The organism is Luteolibacter sp., assembly GCF_039920825.1.
In the GTDB taxonomy this organism is placed as follows: domain Bacteria; phylum Verrucomicrobiota; class Verrucomicrobiia; order Verrucomicrobiales; family Akkermansiaceae; genus Luteolibacter.
Genome location: NZ_JBDSCX010000090.1, coordinates 81,023 through 97,039, shown reverse-complemented (window position 1 = coordinate 97,039; position 16,017 = coordinate 81,023). Strand labels below are relative to the sequence as shown.

Genomic DNA, 16,017 nt, shown 5'->3' with positions numbered 1-16,017 from the left:
ATACCTTCCATCAAAAGCTCCTGACACGGTCTGGCATTCGAAAAGCTATAGACTGGGGTGACTACCCAGTTAACCCAAATCACCACCAAACCATGAAAACCACCCTTCAACTCCTCGCCATCGCCTCTGTGGCGTCCGTGCTGACCAACTGCACCACCTACGTGGATCCAAACGTGAGCGTCCCCGCCCCTGCGCCGACGACATCCACCACCACGACCACCCGGACGACTGCGGACCCTTATTCGCCTTACTCCAGTTCCGTCACCACCCAGAAAAAGACCACCACTTACTAACCAACCCACAAAAAAATCATGAAAACCTACCTGATTACCGCAGTCCTCGCTTCAATGCTCATCTGTTGCGAACAAAAACACATCACGGTGAATCCACCCGAGCAAAAGGGGGATACGACCATCATCACGCCGCCTGCCGGCACGACCGAGAAGAAGGTCGAGACCGAGAAGACCGTGACACCCGGTGGCACCACGACGGAAAAGAAGGAAACCACGACCGAGAAGAAGTAAATCGTTCTGATAGTTCCTCTCGAATTCTCCAACGCCGGCCGCGCCTCAAAGCGCGGCCGGTCCGCGTTTGGGCCCTTTCATCTGCTCTATTTCAAGCCACTGCGACCGTCGCAAAATATCCCTCCGCCGCCTAACAATTGATCGCCAAAGTTTAATATCCAACTAATCCAGATCCGCTCATCGCCCCGACAACACTTCAAAGATTCCCCGGAAGGTGAAGGCGAGGAAGATCCACCCGATCCCTTGAGCGATCGTCGAAATCGCTAAAGTCGAATCGCCTAACCAAGGCAGCGACTGAAGACTCACCACTGCCACCGCAAACGCTAGAATCACGATCCCGACGCACTTCCGGGTGAAGGGAAATGAGGAACACCGGAGCGCGTCCGGACGATGGTAGCCGATCAAAATCAGTGACACGATCGCGGTGAGGAGCAGGATGAAAAGAAAATGGATCATTGGGCTTTTGACGGACGTGCGGACTCTAACCATCGGCGGGACCATGCGTCCAGAGTGAAACCTCACTCCAAATTCTGATCACCCGCCACTTCCGCTTCGTGATTCTCAAGGTAGAGCCTGTTCACGCAGGCCAGCCGTTGTGATAGGGACACAGGTATACGTAATTGTTAAGAGTTTGCCGCGCTTGATGGTCACCGGCGATGTGCCGGGTGATTTAAATCCAGTCACCAACTTGATTTTCAAAGTGTATTTACCCGGTTCAAGGCCACCGAGCACGCTTCGGCTCAGTCGATATGACGTCGCCGGTAGCAATGTCCATTTGGCCCCAGCATGAACCGCTGCGGCAGGTTTGATGATGACCCTGATCGCGCCAGTATCAAGGGGCCCGTTGAGAGACGTGTAGCCGGAACTGGTGATGCCACCGCCTGTCGCACTGGCAAATGCGGTTGAAATTCCGGAGATCAAACCAACAAGCGTGATTAATTTTCTCATCGCCCTATGATTCAAATCCCAGTTTACACGGTCTGTCAACGGCCATTCAAGCTTCCGATTGCTTCGCCTCGTTGACAATCGCCTTGGTGACCGAATACGAACTGCACATGCCCGCAGGCCAGCATGCTGGGCGGATTTCTTCTCACTTCGATTCCGGGAAAAGCGGATGGGTTGATAGAAAAAGCACCAAGCCGCGCTTCTCAAAGCTTCGCTGTTTAAACTCTTCTCTTCCCGTCCATTTCATCCTTCCATCCGGCGATCCGCCAACTCGTCGTGCGGTTGCGCGCTTTTCGTCGAATTCCCTCGCCAGCTTCTTCAACCCCAGACAAATTCGTTCCCAAAATCATGCGGATCCTATTTGTAGACGATGAAGAAAAGTCGCGGAAATATTTTTCCATGATCTTTGGGAGATCGTGGGAGGTCGTCGTTGCTGGCGATGGCGCGGAGGGACTCGACGTGGTGCTCGGGGAGGAAGGGCGGCAAATCGGGGTGATCGTCACCGACCAAATCATGCCGAACATGACCGGGATCGAGATGCTGGAACGCGTCCGGCACCTCAGGCCGGATATCATCAAAGTTCTCTCCACCGCGTATGCCGATTCCGACCTCGCCGCCGAGGCGGCAGAGTCAGGCGTGACCGACTACTCCGTCGAAAAGCCGTGGAAGATCGATCATGTTCGCGAAACCCTGGAGCAGGCCGTCGCAGCGCATCATCGCCTCATCGGACAGGCGAAGTAACTTCCGGCCCTGTAGGGGCGCGTCTGCGACCGTCGCACTTCACATTCTCGCCCCGGAGGCTCCTTTTTCTATCCAAACCAGCGGCGGTCATAGACCAATGCCTTTAAGGATTCGTTAGGAGACCATCCTTTCTTGATCCCAAAAGGGGATCGCAGATTTTAGCCCCGGGTCGAGGAGCGTCAGCGACGAAAACCCGGGGGTCCTTGTAGGTAGAAGGATTCGACCCCGGCAGCGGGTCGCAGAAGGTGTGACGATCCGTGGTGCCTCCGACGTTTCTGGCACGCCTTTCAGGGTGCGAATTCATGGGTAACCGGCACCCGGGGTGGTCGTCGCTTTCGCTTCTCGACCCCGGGCTACCCTCCGAAATCCCTACCGGGATATGGAATGAAGCCGAAATTCTATCCAGTCCTTAATGGCATTGGGTCATAGACGCCGCTACATTCACCCCTCCTCATCTCTGCTTTGCCTGTGGCCATTCCAGTATGTGGCTTCGCCTGTTTGAAAGTTCGCTGTCGCTCTCTCCGAATTCTTCTCACTCGGCACGTCTCCCTCTTCCCTTCGACGTTCGATGTTCGATGTTCCCAGCGCGTCTCACCGACCGATTCCACTCCACCCGCTTCACCGACTCAATGTAGGATCTCCGATAACCCCCCACGCGCTGCCCATTCCTTCCGGAGCGGTGACCTTGAATTCCAGATTCTTCACCCCCGTGACATCGACGGAGTAATCCCCTTGCGTCTCCTTGTTTTCGTTAGAAATCGTCGGGCCTTGGAAAAGCTCCTTGCCGTCCCCGAGAATGGTTAGCGCGATTTTCCCCGAAGCTCCGTGTTGCACGCCGTAGGTGCCCGTTAGTTTTTTCCACGCGCCGCCGAGATCGAAGACATAGGAGCCCGGGGCGTGCGTGAAGAGCGACCGAGCGGGAACGTTGTCACCGATGCGCGGCAGCGGCGAACCGTCGCCCGGGATCCGGTCGCGCGATGGCGGCAGCGGCCCGTAGCCGGATTTTTCCGAGACGGCGGCGCAATCGGCCAGTGAAACGGAGGACTCTCCCGCCTTGCGTGCGGACGGCGCGGCACCCGGCTGGGTTGGAGTGGAGAAAAGGCGCGCCCATGCGGCAGCACGGGCGGCGAATTCCTCGGAGCCGGCGTGCGTGGCGGCGATCTTTTTGGTCGCGGCCAGCGCCTCCGCGTTTTTACCGCCGCGCGCGAGACTTTCCACCGGAGCAAACGCCCATTCGAGATTCAGCCGGGTCGTATCCGTGTTGCGTCCCTGCGAAGTCGTCGCCGTGTGCAGGATCGTCCGCTCGCCGTTCACGTGCAGCGCGGTGAGCATCACGTCGATCGGGCCGTTGTAATCGCGCGAGATCATGGCGGAAAAACCACCCGTCTTCAGATCCACCAGCGATGAGACGGCATTCGACGGGTAATCGCCTCCGGCTTTCGCGAAATTGAACGTCACCAGCGTCGCGTAAACCGGCACGTTGGCGGATGCGATCCGCCCGGATACCCGGAACCCGTTGCCTTCCGGCGTGGCCACCAGATCGGCGAAGACCGCCGAGCCACTATCAGTCACCCGATAGTCATAGCCGGAGAAAAGCGGCTGCGAAATGAGCCGCAGCGCATCGGTCGGATTCAGAAACGTCCCTTTGCCCGCGCCACGGAATTCCTGGCCGTAGGCATAATTTCCCGATCCCATCAGCGACTTGCCCCACTTCGCCTGCTGCTCCGGAGAATCACCGGTGTGCGGCAGATAGAAACAATGACCCAGTTCGTGCGCGGTGCCGCCCATATAGACGGTCGTGTGATCGCCCAGCGCGCGATCGCGGAAAATCGCCAGCTCTTCGGCATTCTTCGCGAGTTTGAAAGTGTCCTCCTTCGACAGCTTCGAGGCGAGATTCGCGGGATCGAGCCCGGGAAGGTCACAAATCCAACAGACCCCGGATTTCTGCGAGCCGCCGCCGTAGTAAGGCGAAATGCCGTCGGGCATCTGGCAAATGATGAGCACGTGGTTGTTGTCAGGATCGATGCCGGCCTCACGCAGCACCTTGTCTGCGGCGGCCTTGGATTCCTTCCCGGCATTGCCCTCTTTGTCGTAGCCGGACAATGGCCTGTCACCCTTCGCCATGTGCATTTTCAGGATGCCATCCGCATCCGTTTCATAGCCGAAGGTCAGTGGCGGCAGTCCGTTCGCCACCATTTCCCGGGCGTAATAATGGCTCACATCCCGCACCACATGATCCATCCGCAGCCGGTAGTCCGGGTATGGCTCACGATCGGCCGGCGTGAAATAGACGACGTAGAGCTTGCGGGTGTTCTTCACTCCTTTCGCCGCATACAACTTGGTCAAAAGCCCGAACGCCTCCGCCGCCCGGGCCCGTTCGGCGGGTTCGGCCTGCCACACGTTGGCACCGGGTTTCGGCTTCGCCGCCCCGGCATTGATTTCGCCATGAACTGTGGAAACACCAAGAAGCGTCAGCGCGCCAAGCGCAAGGGATCGGTAGGAACTCATCGTTTCACGACCTACGCGAAGACAACCTCCTTCATTTCAATGGCAACTCTCCCTCTTGTAGCATCGCGTCTACCCGTGGCTGGGACATCCTGTCCCAGTCTTAATGCAACGACGTCCACGCATCCGCCAGTTCACTCCCCCTTCTTCCCCGCAATCTTTTTGCCCGCCATCTTGACCAGACGCACCGAGACAATCGTGTGGGTGTCGTGATTCTCCCTCTTCACTTCGAAGAGATCGATCGCGGCGAACAGATCCACCAGTTTATCGAAACCAAACGTCCGGTGATCAAAAGGACCTTCGTTCGTGATCCGGGAACCCACGGGTCCGAGTTTCGCCCAGCCTTCATCATCTGCGGATGCCTGCACCGCGCTTCGCAGCGTGTTCATCAGTTTCGTGTTGCCCTTTAAATTGGAAGTACCAATCGGATCAGCCGGCTTCTTTGTTTCTCGGGCAATGGCTTTCCCCGATTTTTCAGGCGCGGGGGTCTTCATACTCTCCTCCAGATAGAGAAACCGGCTACAACTCGCGATGAACGGTTTCGGCGTTTTCTGCCCGCCGAAGCCGAACACCTGCTTGCCATCCGCCCTCAGCCGTTGGATCAGCGGCGTGAAATCGCAATCGGAGGAAACCAGGCAGAAGGTCGTCACATTCTTCGTGTAGAGGATGTCCATGGCATCGATCAACAGAGCCATGTCCGTGGCATTTTTCCCTTTCACCAGATCGAATGACTGCATCGGTTGGATCGAGTTCTCATGGAGAACCTTCTGCCAGCCCGCCAGAGTCGGCTTGGTCCAGTTCCCGTAGGCCCGGCGGATGTTGACCACTCCGTGACTCGCCAGTTCCGAGATGATGAAGTCGATCTTCGCCGCCGGTGCGTTGTCCGCGTCGATCAGCAGGGCGATACTGTGGGTGGATAGGTGTGTCATGAATTCAGGAAAGGCCGCAGTCTATCCGATCACTCCGCTCAAGACAACCGCCATTCGAATTCCAGGATCGGCGGGTTCAGCCTCTGGCTGCGGCGGCAATCACTGCAATCCCCCAAACAGCATGACCATCACTCCCGTGATCACCGCCGCCACGATCACGAGAATAAACTTGTTGGAAATCCACCCGGGAAGCGGTGGTCCCTGAATGCCTCGTCCGAGCGGCCCCGGATCGGGGCGCCTGGCCGTTCGTTGGGAATGGCTGGAGCAAATCAATGCGAGAACCATTCCGCCGATGAACATTCCGGATAGAGTGAACGCCACGAACGAGCCGAATCCCGAACTCATGAACTCCCTCTCCGACATCCCTGAAATAATTCGTATCAGCCAGCATAGGAAAAGGCCTACCAAACCCACTGCCGTAAATCCTATCCCGATAAGCCACGCCATCTTCCACGCGGGCGATATGTTGGGGAGCAGTTCCTCCGTTTTGAATTCAGGCAGTACCCTCGATGGTTGTGGACCGTCCTCCGCGATGTTCAACACTTCTTTTCCGCCCGCCTTCTTTCCGTAGTTGAACCTCAACTCCAGCGGCTTTGTCGGAGCATAGTCCCGCACATCTCCTTGGATTCTCTGCCAGATGAGTTTCGCATCCGGTCCGAAGAAATACAACCGCACCCCGTCATCCTGGAATTCTCCTCCGTCGAACTCACCAAGCCCCCCGCTGCGGATCCTGGATTCCAGATAGCGGGCAAACTTCTGCATTTCTATTACGTTCGGCTGCACTCCGGTCTCGTCTTTCTTGTCCCATCCTTCCTTCTGTTCGAAGCACACGCAGACGCTCTGAGCTTCCACCGGACGCCGTTTCCCGGAGATCAACCGAAACAGGAACTTCAGCAACCCGAGGACACCCAGCCCGAGGAAAAGCAAGAACGTTGCGAACACGATGATGGCGATCCCGTCGCCGATGGTGGTTGCTGCAATCATGAGTCTCTCTAATCGAAATGTTTCACAAAAAACCGCATCCACTCAAGCAATCATTGAAATCACTCCGGAGTTCGCACCGGAGGAGGAAAACACGTTCGCAGCCCGCGACCGCTTCCCATCAACCATCCACTCCCGACCATCAACTTCTTCCCCCTCCTCCGTCCCCGCATCCGCCTGCTTCAACACCAGCGCAATCGCCTCCTCATACCCGTGACTGGGACATCCTGTCCCAGTCTCAATGCGAAGACGTCCACACATCCGCCAGTTCTTCCGCCTGCTTCAGCACCAGCGCGATCGCGTCTTCATACCCTTCCGGCGGATACTTGTATTTCCTCAAAAGCTGCCAGATCAAAATCCGCATCCTTGCCCGCACGCTGTCACGGAATTGCCAAAAGTGGCTGCGGCGTCTCGCCGCAGAGCGAATGCGTGGTCATCGTACCGCCCATGAATCGCGCTTCCCCTCTGCTAAGGAGCAACGACCTTACTGTCGTTTCTTCAGCGAAGCCAAGGTCTTCAAGAAGGGACAATAAGGTCCCTACTCCCCAGCTTCGCCAGCTCCGCCCACTTGCTCTTGGCCGATTCCTTCGCGGAAATGTCCTCCTCTTCTCTTCCCATCAACTATCAACTCTCGACCCCCTCTCGTAATAGATCGGCACCGTCGCCTTGTCGTTCTTCGCGTCTTCGATGTCGTAAATGGAGACATAGCCACCGAAAACCGCCCGCGTGCTCGCATCCGCTTTTCAATTCGCGTTCCGATGAATCCGATGAACGAAGCTCCCGGCACCGGCACCATAAATACACGAATACACAAATACATTGCCACAATACAGAAAACACGATACAAAACCCGTATGACAACACTTGAGATTCCCGACAGCCTCTTCCAACGTCTTCAAAAGCACGCAATCCCCTTGGTCGACACCCCTCTATCGGTGATTGAACGCTGGGCAGATCATTTTGAAGCTACATTGCCGGCCCCACCGACAAAAACAGAACCAACGAACGGCATAGCCCCCTCAAGCACCAATCGTTTCGATCCTCTGAATCCTCCAGATCTCCTTCATACCCGCGTGGAAGGAAGCTTCGGAGCTAGACACTTCCGCAAGTGGAACGAACTCGTCAGACTGGCCCACGTTGAGGCATTTGCAAAAGCCGGGAGTTTTGAGGCACTCCGCGCCGCTACTCATTCGCAGATTCGCAGGGGCAACCATGACGGAGACAGCGGCTATAGTTATATCCCTGAGATTGATATCTCCGTTCAGGGTGTGGATGCGAAGCATGCTTGGACCTACGCTCTTCGTCTCGCTCAGTATGTCAAAGTGCCTTTGCGAGTGAGCATTCATTGGAGAAATAATGAGAAAGCCGCCTTTCCTGGAGAAACTGGAATCTTGGAGTGGCTGTCGAAATAAGGTTCCTAATCTTCTCACGACGCCCCCTGCACCGACGCCCGCTTGGGCAAAAAATTACGGTTTCTCATTTAACTGCTTGATGAGCCATTCCAACTGGGTTCGCGCGTTTGCGATCACGGCGCGATAAGAAACAAAGCGGGTCTTTTTTCCGGAATAAGCCGATTGAAGTTTCGGATCCACGCTCCCGCCGACTACAAGGATGTCGAGTTCCAATCCGAGCTGTCCTGTCAGGGTGTCGGCGTAGGTTACGGCTTGATGCTCTGCATCGCGTCCAACTGGAATCGAGGGGCGCTTGAACTCGATCAGCAGATGTCGGTTCTCGACATTAGCTGTAAGGAGGAGATCCGGCCGATCGGCAGCGTCTTTCTCTCGATAGGCTTTGGCGGTAAAGTCGCGAATGATAGACTGCAACTGACGGTTGCTGGACATGAGACTGTATTCGTTGCCGAAAATCCAGAGATTGTGCTGAAGAGCCGTGTGCATCTGGGCCTCAGTAGTATTGAAGTCATTAGCCAAGTCGTCGAGACCATCGAGGAAGGCACGGCGGCGTTCAGCTTGGTGGGCGATGAACGCTAGGTCGCTGATGCCGAACTTGTCGAGGGCTTGCGCGAATATGAAAACATCGGCCTTCTCTGCTTCCTCGATCTCTCGGCAAACGGTCCAGTATTCGTCCATTTCGAGAGCATCGAGGACGAGATTGATTAGGACAGTGATCCGCTCTTCCTTCTCGCCCTCCTGATAGCTGCGGGAAATCAGGCGTTCCAACTTCTCCTCGGCGATGGCACGGCGCATTTCCGGGACGGCTTCCAATCTCCGCTTCATCAATTGGGTCCAACGCCCCTTGGCCAAACCGACTTCTTTTCCGTGGATCTCGGTGAGACTGGCCTTCACGTCTTCCTGAATGGCCTCCGTCAATTGTTGCAGTCCTTTGTCGCTTTCGATGACGTCGCCGCCAGAAGCAGTAAGTTCAATGGTTTCGGAGCCGACTTTCACCTCGCCAACCACCCGATTACGGAGACGGTTGCTCAATTGTTCGTCGTGTTCCAATCCCCAGTGATGGGGTTTGCCGACGGATTTCTCGCCCGAACGCAGAATGAGCCCGGCCTTGCGTCCCGGCAGCGGTTTTTCGGTGACGGTCCATGTTGCCTCGGCTTTGGTGCCGTCCGGCATTTCGTATTCCTTGGTGAAAGTAACTCCCTGGACATCGTGCCTGAAGACCTGCTCACCATTGATTTGCACCTGAAATCCGGTCTCACGTCCGTAATCGTAGGCGACCTGTTCGCGGAGCTTGTCAGCCTGGGGAAAGTTCAAGCGCGGATTCAGTTTGCGAATGGTGATTGTGGTTCCGTGAAGAGCTGAATCGCACGGTTCTTCCTGAATCGGCAGTTCCACCTCCTCAATGTCCTTGCCCGCCTCCAGAAGTGATTCTTTGGAAATCAACAAAGTCGTCTGAACTCCGTGAGCGCGGGTCACGATTTCCATCTCGTCACCGACGGTAAGTCCGGAGAATTTGCCGATCCCCCGACGGCCCTTCACCCGGCGATCCAGATTCGGCGTCCGCTCTCCTTTGCGAGTAAACCGCGGACTGGCAATCTTGAGATATTCCTGACGAACCTCCTGATTTTTCATTCCGTGGCCATCGTCCTCGATGACAACCGGATCGTCGGATAGGATGTCAGGGAGAGTGATTTTCACCCTTAACGCTTCAGCATCCCAAGCATTGTCGACCAGTTCGCGAAGGGCTCGTTCACTGGAGGTGTAGCTTTCGCCGAGGAGAGCGGAAAGACGAGGGTCGACGGAGAAGCGGGCGGAGGACATATCGATTCTGAAGCTAGTTTCCTTGTTAAGGCATTCTAAACGTGACCACCGATTCTTGTTTTTAGCGACCAGTCAGCCTCAAAGCAATCCCTTGCGGTTCCAACGAAAGCTTCGACCAACCGGCGGCGCATGTCCGAATCGTCGTGAAAAGCAGCCATCCAGATTCCAAAAAAACCAGATTCCTTCGCAAGATCGACTAGCACTTCCCGAAAGTCGTCGTTGTCGTTTCGACTTAGAGCCTCCCGTTTGAGTTGGGCAAGCTTCCACTTCTCTTCTCGCTCCAAGTAGCGCTTATCGCGATCCGTGGGCTGTTTGTCTGCTGGTTGCCCAGGATGCCGATCCAGCCCAACAAGCTCAATCAAAGCGAGCATCTTGGGTTCAATTTGAGACCCGGTTGTCGATGATGCCCCTACTAGTCCACCCACCTTGTATTCGATAGCCAGCAAGGTGTTGTCCTTGTCCGGCCAAAGGAAATCTTGGTCGTTTGTCGGCTTGTCGCCTTTCGTTGAATTACAATTTACACAGCCAAGCAGAAAGTTCGTCCAATCGGTTTCGCGTGCGGAATCCAAGCTCTTTGGAGATACATGCTCCACAGCTAAAAGCGCTGGGAAACGACGCTCGCAATAGCTGCAATAGCAGCCAAAGCAGTCTTCCAAATCTCCTATGGCTTCCTGATACTTTGCATAGGTATGTGGTGCAGTAATTCGGGTTACCGGTCTCATGATCTTTGTGCCTCCAGCAACTGCACCTTGAGTAACGCATGGACAGCAGGGTCCGAGGTAAATGGTTCGCTCGCTTCCCGGTAATTCAACTCGGCGGTGTTCAGTGCATCTCCCGCCACCGGATGAACTCCCGAGGCCTTGCGTTTCAGAAGCGTGAAGTATTCCTTCGCAGCTTCATTTAGTGTCTCGGCTCTGAGGCTACGTTGCGGTATCGGCACGCCTTGAATACCCTCAACGATGTCTTCGATACTGTTCCCATCCTCAAGGCTAGCGATTGATACTGTTGGATCGATAGAAATTACATTCTTGCGATTGGTCGCTTGGATTACAAACGGCGAATGGGTCGTGGCCACAAACTGGCAGTTTCGGAAAAGATCCTCCAAGGCTGGCACAATCTTGCGCTGCCACTTTGGATGAAGGTGAACATCAATTTCATCGATTAGCACGATGGCTTCCCCCGCGCCGATTCCGTTGTGAGGACTTTGCAGCAAAAGTTGTCTCGCGATGTCGACGAAAAGCGAAAACAGCCTCTGCTCTCCATCGGACAGCTGACTCAAGCCGAGATGTCCAATTTCCCGCCGGATCATGATACGAGGCGTTAGCTTTACTTCCAAAGAGCTAAATCGCAATCTCCTCTCAGCGTCGTCCGGAATCCCCATACGCTTCCAGATCTCTCGGGGATCCGGCAGGTAACTTCCATCACGGCTGCGCTCAGGGGCATCTGGATTGAGAGTTACTTTTGCTTGGTCCGGCCAATAATACGGTTGTATGCGCCCCCTTTGCCAATCCTCTTGGAAGTAGCGCATGGCGGCAGAACGGGCCAATTCTTCCAATTCTGCATCCATAATTGGATCACTTTGTTTGTCTTGAGGCATTACCAAGGAGCAATCGTAGGGCTCGAAGCGCCAATAAAAATCGCGGAAGTTTGGGGTAAAGGTTGAAAGAATCTTACCGACAAAATCCCTCACTGAATAACTATTCCCGAAATGAATGTCGCTCGACGCCTCCCGCCTTTGTTCGGACTCCCTCTCAGCGCGATAAAGATATTCCTCACCACGACGCAGCTCCATATCTTCGGAACCACGGATTTTCTTTACTCGCTTTACCCTCATCGCCGAGCATGTTGCTTCGTTCGATGCATAGATTAAGACCAGAGGGCGGTCGTTTCGAACACGTGAAGTTTGAGCACGCTCCCAAAGCGATTTACGATAATGAAAGACTATGTTTCTTTCGCTAGACAACTGAATCTCTGCCTTTACCTCTGCGTGCCTCGAATCAAGCCGTATGTCGTCGTCCCCAAGTTTTGGACGTTGGTTCGTTTGTTGACCGCCCCCCAGCGCTGAGACCAAGCCACGAAGAATGGTCGTCTTTCCGGCGCCGTTCTCGCCGACAAGCAGATTGAAGCCAGGTTGAAACTCAAAAGTTCGCTGCCCAAACTGGCGAACATTGGTCAAGGTGAGGTTAGATAGGTGCATTGTGAGCTAGAAATGTGAGATTAGGCTGCCGCGGATAAGGAGAGCAGGGCGGTCCTGTCGGTGACATCGGCGGAGATCTGAGTGTTAGTTAAGAGTTGGCCGGGCAGGGCGACCATGCACTCGACGAGATCCGCCTCGATCAAGGCGCGGCGGATGTCGCCCTCGCCGCTGGAATTCGAACTCATGGAGCCATTGGCCAGCAGCAGGGCCATCGAGCCATTCGGCGCGAGGTGGTGGAACGGGATGCTGGCGATGAGGTCGATGAGGCTGCTGAGATTGATCCGAGCCGCCGCGCGTCCCCTGCGGGCTGCCCTAGCGGGCAGTCTAACTCGCTCCGCTCGGTTCGCGGGATCGATCTGGAGCTGGGTGTAGCGGCGGTCGAGCACGCCCTTGAGTTCTCCATTTTCCTTCTCAATGGCCTCCAGCGCGTCGTCGATGAGCTTGTAAGAGCCGGTCGCAGACCGGCGCTCCGGCGTCGGCAGCTTCGTTTGTGGTCCCGCCTTCAGGCGGTCTTCCGGTGCGAAGTGAAGACCGCCTGAAGGCGGGACTACATACGCAGACGGGAGCTCGCGGAGGAAAGTCTGGGAATCGGACGGGGGCATTTTGCATCGCCAGACTAACAATCAAGGGGTTGGCGGGAAGGAGAAAATGCGGGAACCCGGAAGACCGAGGAAGATGCCGGGACGAGACGTCCCGGCCCCCTAGCGGAAGAGCCGGACGAGGGCGCTGAAGGGTAGAAACTGAAAATCTGAGAGCCTGAAATGAGAAAATTAAGACGATTCCGAATTGCGGGGAGCAGCGGAGTCATTCGTCTTGGAACGGATTTGTGCGGCGGTCGGATAATTTTCCATTTGAGTGTGCAAGAGGGACAAAGTCCCGCTGTTCAAAGGCAAATCCTGCTTAATTCGGGTCAAAGCCTCGCTGTTGAGAGGCAAATCCTGCTTGATTCAGGTCAAAGTCTCTCTGCTCGGAGGCAAATCCTGCTTGTTTCAGGTCAAAATCCCGCTGTTCAAAGGCAAATCCTGTTTGATTCACGTCAAAGTCTCTCTGTTCAGAGGCAAATCCTGTTTGATTCAGGTCAAAGTCTCGCTGATTCAGAGCTCCGCCTGGCCCGAAAAAGCGGCGCCCCCCCTGCCTCCCCTGCCGGAATGGAGACGCGGGCGGCGCGGGAAACTCCCCGCCTCGTTTTCTCCAGATGGCGGAAACGCGGGTTTTCAGCCCACCCCACGCGATCGCGTGACGGGGTGAAAAACCGGCCACAAGGGCGGCGGAGCCCCTCCGCGGCATCGGCCACACCAAGCGCTTTTCCTAGCGGTTAGTTCGTTTTCCGGCCGGCGGCGTGACGCAAGGACAATCGAGTGATGGATCTATCAGTCAAAAGCACTGCCGGAAAATGATTGCCGGATGCCGTCCGATCCTGCTAGGCGAATGTCATGTCCGGCAGCCCGCGACGGATTGACCGGACCGTTTGATAGACACACACTAAAAAAGGAAAAAACAATACGATGAACAACAAACTGCCGAAGGTCCTGATGACCTTCAAGAAGAACGACGACAACCTGGAAGTGACCGCCGGAGCGGTGAGCACCCACCTCTATCCACTCGCTCTCTATCCGGATCCGCCGGTGACGAAGGTGAATCTGGATGCGAAGCTGGCGGCCTGGTTGGAGGCGAAGGTGGCCCAGAAACAGGGCGGCCCGCTGGCCACGGCGCGCAAGCGCGACCTGCAGGCGGAACTGGAGGAAATGCTCTATCTGATCGCCCTTTACGTGCAGATGAACTGCGGCGGACTGGTGGCCAACGTGCTGGCCGCGGGCTTCGAGGTGATCAGCGACCGGACCTCGTCCACCCCCCTGCCGACCCCCGATTCGTTCGTGGTGGACAACAGCATGACGGGCCGCATCGTGCTGAAGACCCCGGCGATCAAGGGCGCGCGCTGCTACAAGGCGGAATACGCGCCGGTCGATGCGGAAGGCACGGTGGGCGCGTGGCGGGACGGCGGATTCCACACCCGCGCCCGCGACATTTCGGTGGAGGGACTGGTGTCCGGAATGCTCTACGCACTGCGCATCCTCGCCGTCGGCGGCTCGACCGGCGAGTCCGGCTGGAGCAACGCGGTGAGCGGCCGCTGCATGTGAACGGCGGCACTAACAAAGCGCGGCGGATCTCCCCCGCCGCGCATTTTTTTTGGCGGCGGGAAAGGCTTGGGAAAGGCTTGGGAAAGGCTTGGGATGGCTTGGTAAGGTGTGAGTAAAGTGGGTCACGCCTGGAATCCCGCTAGCAGGGCGGCCGCGGCGCTGTCCCCTTTTGCTCCCCGGACCGTCAATGCAAAACGCATAATAGCGGCGGGAATGCACGACACGTTGCCGCCGTTAGACCGGCGGAGCCTGCAACTGCGTTGGGCACGTCGCCTGCTGGACTACGTTTCCGGACAATTCCGTCCGATCCTAGCAAACCAACCACTCCTATGAAAACAACCCAAACTTCCGCCCTGCTCGCCCTCGCCGCATTCCTTGCCATGCTAACCGCCAGTTGCACGGACGGCACCCAGTCGGACATGCGTAGAAACGGCAATCCCTCCAAACAGCAAAGCCCCGATCATTCTCTGGGACGCGACCACCAGTGAGCAAAGCCAAAGGTGTTGAAAAATCCGCAGGGACTCCCCAGTCTCTGCGGGTTTTTCGTGTATCGGGTGCGGTATGCGGCAACAGAAAGTTTGATCGGGAGGAGGCGATTATCCGGCAATTGTTTTTCGGTTAGCGACGGTCATGGACCGACGCCACATGACCTCGCGTTTTAAAGATTGTCCCGCGCAGGGACGCGGAGTTGGGAGTCCATTGATGATTGCCGATTGTTGATTTTGGATGGTTGATTTAAAGAGTTTTCACATCCCCCCGCGCCTCGGCGGCTCTGCGCGAGACCCTCTTTTTGGAAATCGGGATAGCAGGATCACCTGCTCCATATCGAACTTTCGGGACTGCAATCCGCAATACCGTTAGGGATGTCTGCACGATTTCATGGCAAGATGCAATCGTGACAATTTCTTCTAATGTTAGATCAAAAAACCGCTATCCTAAACGCAATTCCGCGCTCTATTTGGGATTGTTATGAAAACCAACGCAATCGCTTACCCATCCGTCTCATCCAGTGGAACTCCAGGCACCTCCAGACTCGCAGGCTTCGGCCGCGTGCTGCTGGCGACGTCCTGTGTTTCGCTGGTATCATTCGCCGCCGTTCCCCAGGCATTCGCAGGAGCCAATGGCACCTATGAATTCACCCGGGCCTCCGGCTCCGTTCACTTCGGTGACCATACCATCGACCTTCCCGAGTCCGTCGTGAAAAGACTCGCAGGTGTGGTCAACGGCAAAATCACCATTGAGAACAATACGCTGAAGCTGAAGAAAAACGCCACCATCAGCATTGTTGAAACTCTTGGCGACGAACTGGACTTCAGCGTCGATGCAAGTGTCCACGGCCCGAACTCGCTGGTTCTGACCAAAACCGGCAACACCTACAGCGGAGAAACCGCCAATCCGATCGTAGTCTCCTTCGACGGCGACTTCCACGGCGCGAACTTCTCCGGCGAGCTTGTCGCCAACGTGTCCGCCACGGTGGAAGACAGGAAGCTGAAAGTGGTGATCACCTTCTCCGGGGACGCGCGGGGTGAGGATTTCAGCGGCACGCTGAAGGTCATCGCCAAACGCTAAGACATCAACCATCCGGCGTGAATGCCGGATAGAACAAACAACATGGGCTCCGGTGGAAAGTATCCGCCGGGGTCCATTTTCGTTATGGGGTGAGTCTTGGAAGAAATCAACAATCACCAAGCCACAATCATCAATGGATGTGTTCTCGCGCGGAGGCGCAGGGCTTTAAGATCGGAGTCATGCCTATCAAAAAAATCAGTAAGCTCTTCACTCTGCGTCCCAGAGGCTGCCTGAAAATTCCGATCCCGGTGCGGCGGA

Annotated in this window: 18 protein-coding genes and 1 pseudogene; 7 read left to right on the top strand and 12 right to left on the bottom strand. The window is 56.0% G+C overall.

Translation table 11 applies throughout. From position 1 onward, the window contains the following. Window positions 1-92 precede the first annotated feature (92 nt). Window positions 93-293, top strand: a complete 201-nt coding sequence (locus tag ABIQ96_RS26695; protein ID WP_348217719.1) for a hypothetical protein — start codon at window positions 93-95, stop codon at window positions 291-293. Between the two features lie 18 nt (window positions 294-311). After that, window positions 312-524 (top strand): hypothetical protein, encoded by a 213-nt coding sequence (locus tag ABIQ96_RS26690; RefSeq protein ID WP_348217718.1) that lies wholly within the window; start codon window positions 312-314, stop codon window positions 522-524. Window positions 525-701: 177 nt separating this feature from the next. On the opposite strand, the gene ABIQ96_RS26685 is transcribed toward ABIQ96_RS26690, so the two are convergent. Beyond that, entirely contained in the window at window positions 702-980 is a 279-nt protein-coding gene (locus ABIQ96_RS26685; RefSeq protein WP_348217717.1) for a hypothetical protein, read from the bottom strand. 105 nt (window positions 981-1,085) lie between these two features. Next, window positions 1,086-1,472: a hypothetical protein gene (locus ABIQ96_RS26680; RefSeq protein ID WP_348217716.1), complete on the bottom strand. Its 387-nt coding sequence runs from the start codon at window positions 1,470-1,472 to the stop codon at window positions 1,086-1,088. A gap of 345 nt (window positions 1,473-1,817) precedes the next feature. On the opposite strand from ABIQ96_RS26680, the gene ABIQ96_RS26675 reads away from it, so the two are divergent. Next, a complete protein-coding gene (locus tag ABIQ96_RS26675) occupies window positions 1,818-2,210 on the top strand; it encodes a response regulator (RefSeq protein ID WP_348217715.1) in 393 nt (130 codons plus the stop codon). 618 nt (window positions 2,211-2,828) lie between these two features. Here the strand turns inward: ABIQ96_RS26675 and ABIQ96_RS26670 are convergent. The 5 genes from ABIQ96_RS26670 to ABIQ96_RS26650 form a co-directional block, all read right to left on the bottom strand. Next, complete coding sequence (locus ABIQ96_RS26670) at window positions 2,829-4,718, bottom strand: NPCBM/NEW2 domain-containing protein (RefSeq protein WP_348217714.1); 1,890 nt, start codon at window positions 4,716-4,718, stop codon at window positions 2,829-2,831. 131 nt (window positions 4,719-4,849) lie between these two features. Beyond that, window positions 4,850-5,644, bottom strand: a complete 795-nt coding sequence (locus tag ABIQ96_RS26665) for an NYN domain-containing protein (RefSeq protein WP_348217713.1) — start codon at window positions 5,642-5,644, stop codon at window positions 4,850-4,852. Window positions 5,645-5,743: 99 nt separating this feature from the next. Next, the gene (locus ABIQ96_RS26660) at window positions 5,744-6,628 is read right to left on the bottom strand and encodes a hypothetical protein (protein ID WP_348217712.1); all 885 of its coding nucleotides are present in this window, start codon (window positions 6,626-6,628) and stop codon (window positions 5,744-5,746) included. Between the two features lie 235 nt (window positions 6,629-6,863). Further along, window positions 6,864-7,052: a type I restriction enzyme endonuclease domain-containing protein gene (locus tag ABIQ96_RS26655; RefSeq protein ID WP_348217734.1), complete on the bottom strand. Its 189-nt coding sequence runs from the start codon at window positions 7,050-7,052 to the stop codon at window positions 6,864-6,866. A 190-nt stretch (window positions 7,053-7,242) separates the two neighbouring features. Further along, on the bottom strand, window positions 7,243-7,323 hold the full coding sequence (locus ABIQ96_RS26650) for a hypothetical protein (RefSeq protein ID WP_348217733.1): 81 nt from the start codon (window positions 7,321-7,323) through the stop codon (window positions 7,243-7,245). A 60-nt stretch (window positions 7,324-7,383) separates the two neighbouring features. Here ABIQ96_RS26650 and ABIQ96_RS26645 point away from each other — a divergent pair, with 60 nt between their 5' ends. Next, window positions 7,384-8,037 (top strand): hypothetical protein, encoded by a 654-nt coding sequence (locus ABIQ96_RS26645; RefSeq protein WP_348217711.1) that lies wholly within the window; start codon window positions 7,384-7,386, stop codon window positions 8,035-8,037. A gap of 54 nt (window positions 8,038-8,091) precedes the next feature. Here the strand turns inward: ABIQ96_RS26645 and ABIQ96_RS26640 are convergent, their stop codons facing one another. From ABIQ96_RS26640 to ABIQ96_RS26620, 5 genes and pseudogenes are all read right to left on the bottom strand, one after another. Further along, on the bottom strand, window positions 8,092-9,855 hold the full coding sequence (locus ABIQ96_RS26640; protein ID WP_348217710.1) for an ATP-binding protein: 1,764 nt from the start codon (window positions 9,853-9,855) through the stop codon (window positions 8,092-8,094). A gap of 35 nt (window positions 9,856-9,890) precedes the next feature. Continuing rightward, window positions 9,891-10,577, bottom strand: coding sequence for an HNH endonuclease (locus ABIQ96_RS26635; RefSeq protein ID WP_348217709.1), 687 nt, complete (start codon window positions 10,575-10,577; stop codon window positions 9,891-9,893). Beyond that, window positions 10,574-12,052 (bottom strand): AAA family ATPase, encoded by a 1,479-nt coding sequence (locus ABIQ96_RS26630; protein WP_348217708.1) that lies wholly within the window; start codon window positions 12,050-12,052, stop codon window positions 10,574-10,576. Before ABIQ96_RS26630 ends, ABIQ96_RS26635 begins: the two co-directional genes overlap by 4 nt. A gap of 74 nt (window positions 12,053-12,126) precedes the next feature. Then, window positions 12,127-12,492, bottom strand: a pseudogene (locus tag ABIQ96_RS26625) (N-6 DNA methylase); the annotation flags it as partial. Between the two features lie 460 nt (window positions 12,493-12,952). Next, window positions 12,953-13,087 (bottom strand): hypothetical protein, encoded by a 135-nt coding sequence (locus tag ABIQ96_RS26620; protein WP_348217707.1) that lies wholly within the window; start codon window positions 13,085-13,087, stop codon window positions 12,953-12,955. Window positions 13,088-13,557: 470 nt separating this feature from the next. Between ABIQ96_RS26620 and ABIQ96_RS26615 the strand changes: the two genes are divergently transcribed. The 3 genes from ABIQ96_RS26615 (at window position 13,558) to ABIQ96_RS26605 (ending at window position 15,759) form a co-directional block, all read left to right on the top strand. After that, window positions 13,558-14,190 carry a hypothetical protein gene (locus ABIQ96_RS26615; RefSeq protein ID WP_348217706.1) on the top strand — a complete coding sequence of 211 codons (633 nt, stop codon included), beginning with the start codon at window positions 13,558-13,560 and terminating at the stop codon, window positions 14,188-14,190. Window positions 14,191-14,519: 329 nt separating this feature from the next. Then, on the top strand, window positions 14,520-14,678 hold the full coding sequence (locus ABIQ96_RS26610) for a hypothetical protein (protein ID WP_348217705.1): 159 nt from the start codon (window positions 14,520-14,522) through the stop codon (window positions 14,676-14,678). Between the two features lie 481 nt (window positions 14,679-15,159). Next, window positions 15,160-15,759, top strand: coding sequence for a hypothetical protein (locus ABIQ96_RS26605; RefSeq protein WP_348217704.1), 600 nt, complete (start codon window positions 15,160-15,162; stop codon window positions 15,757-15,759). The last annotated feature ends 258 nt before the right edge of the window (window positions 15,760-16,017 follow it).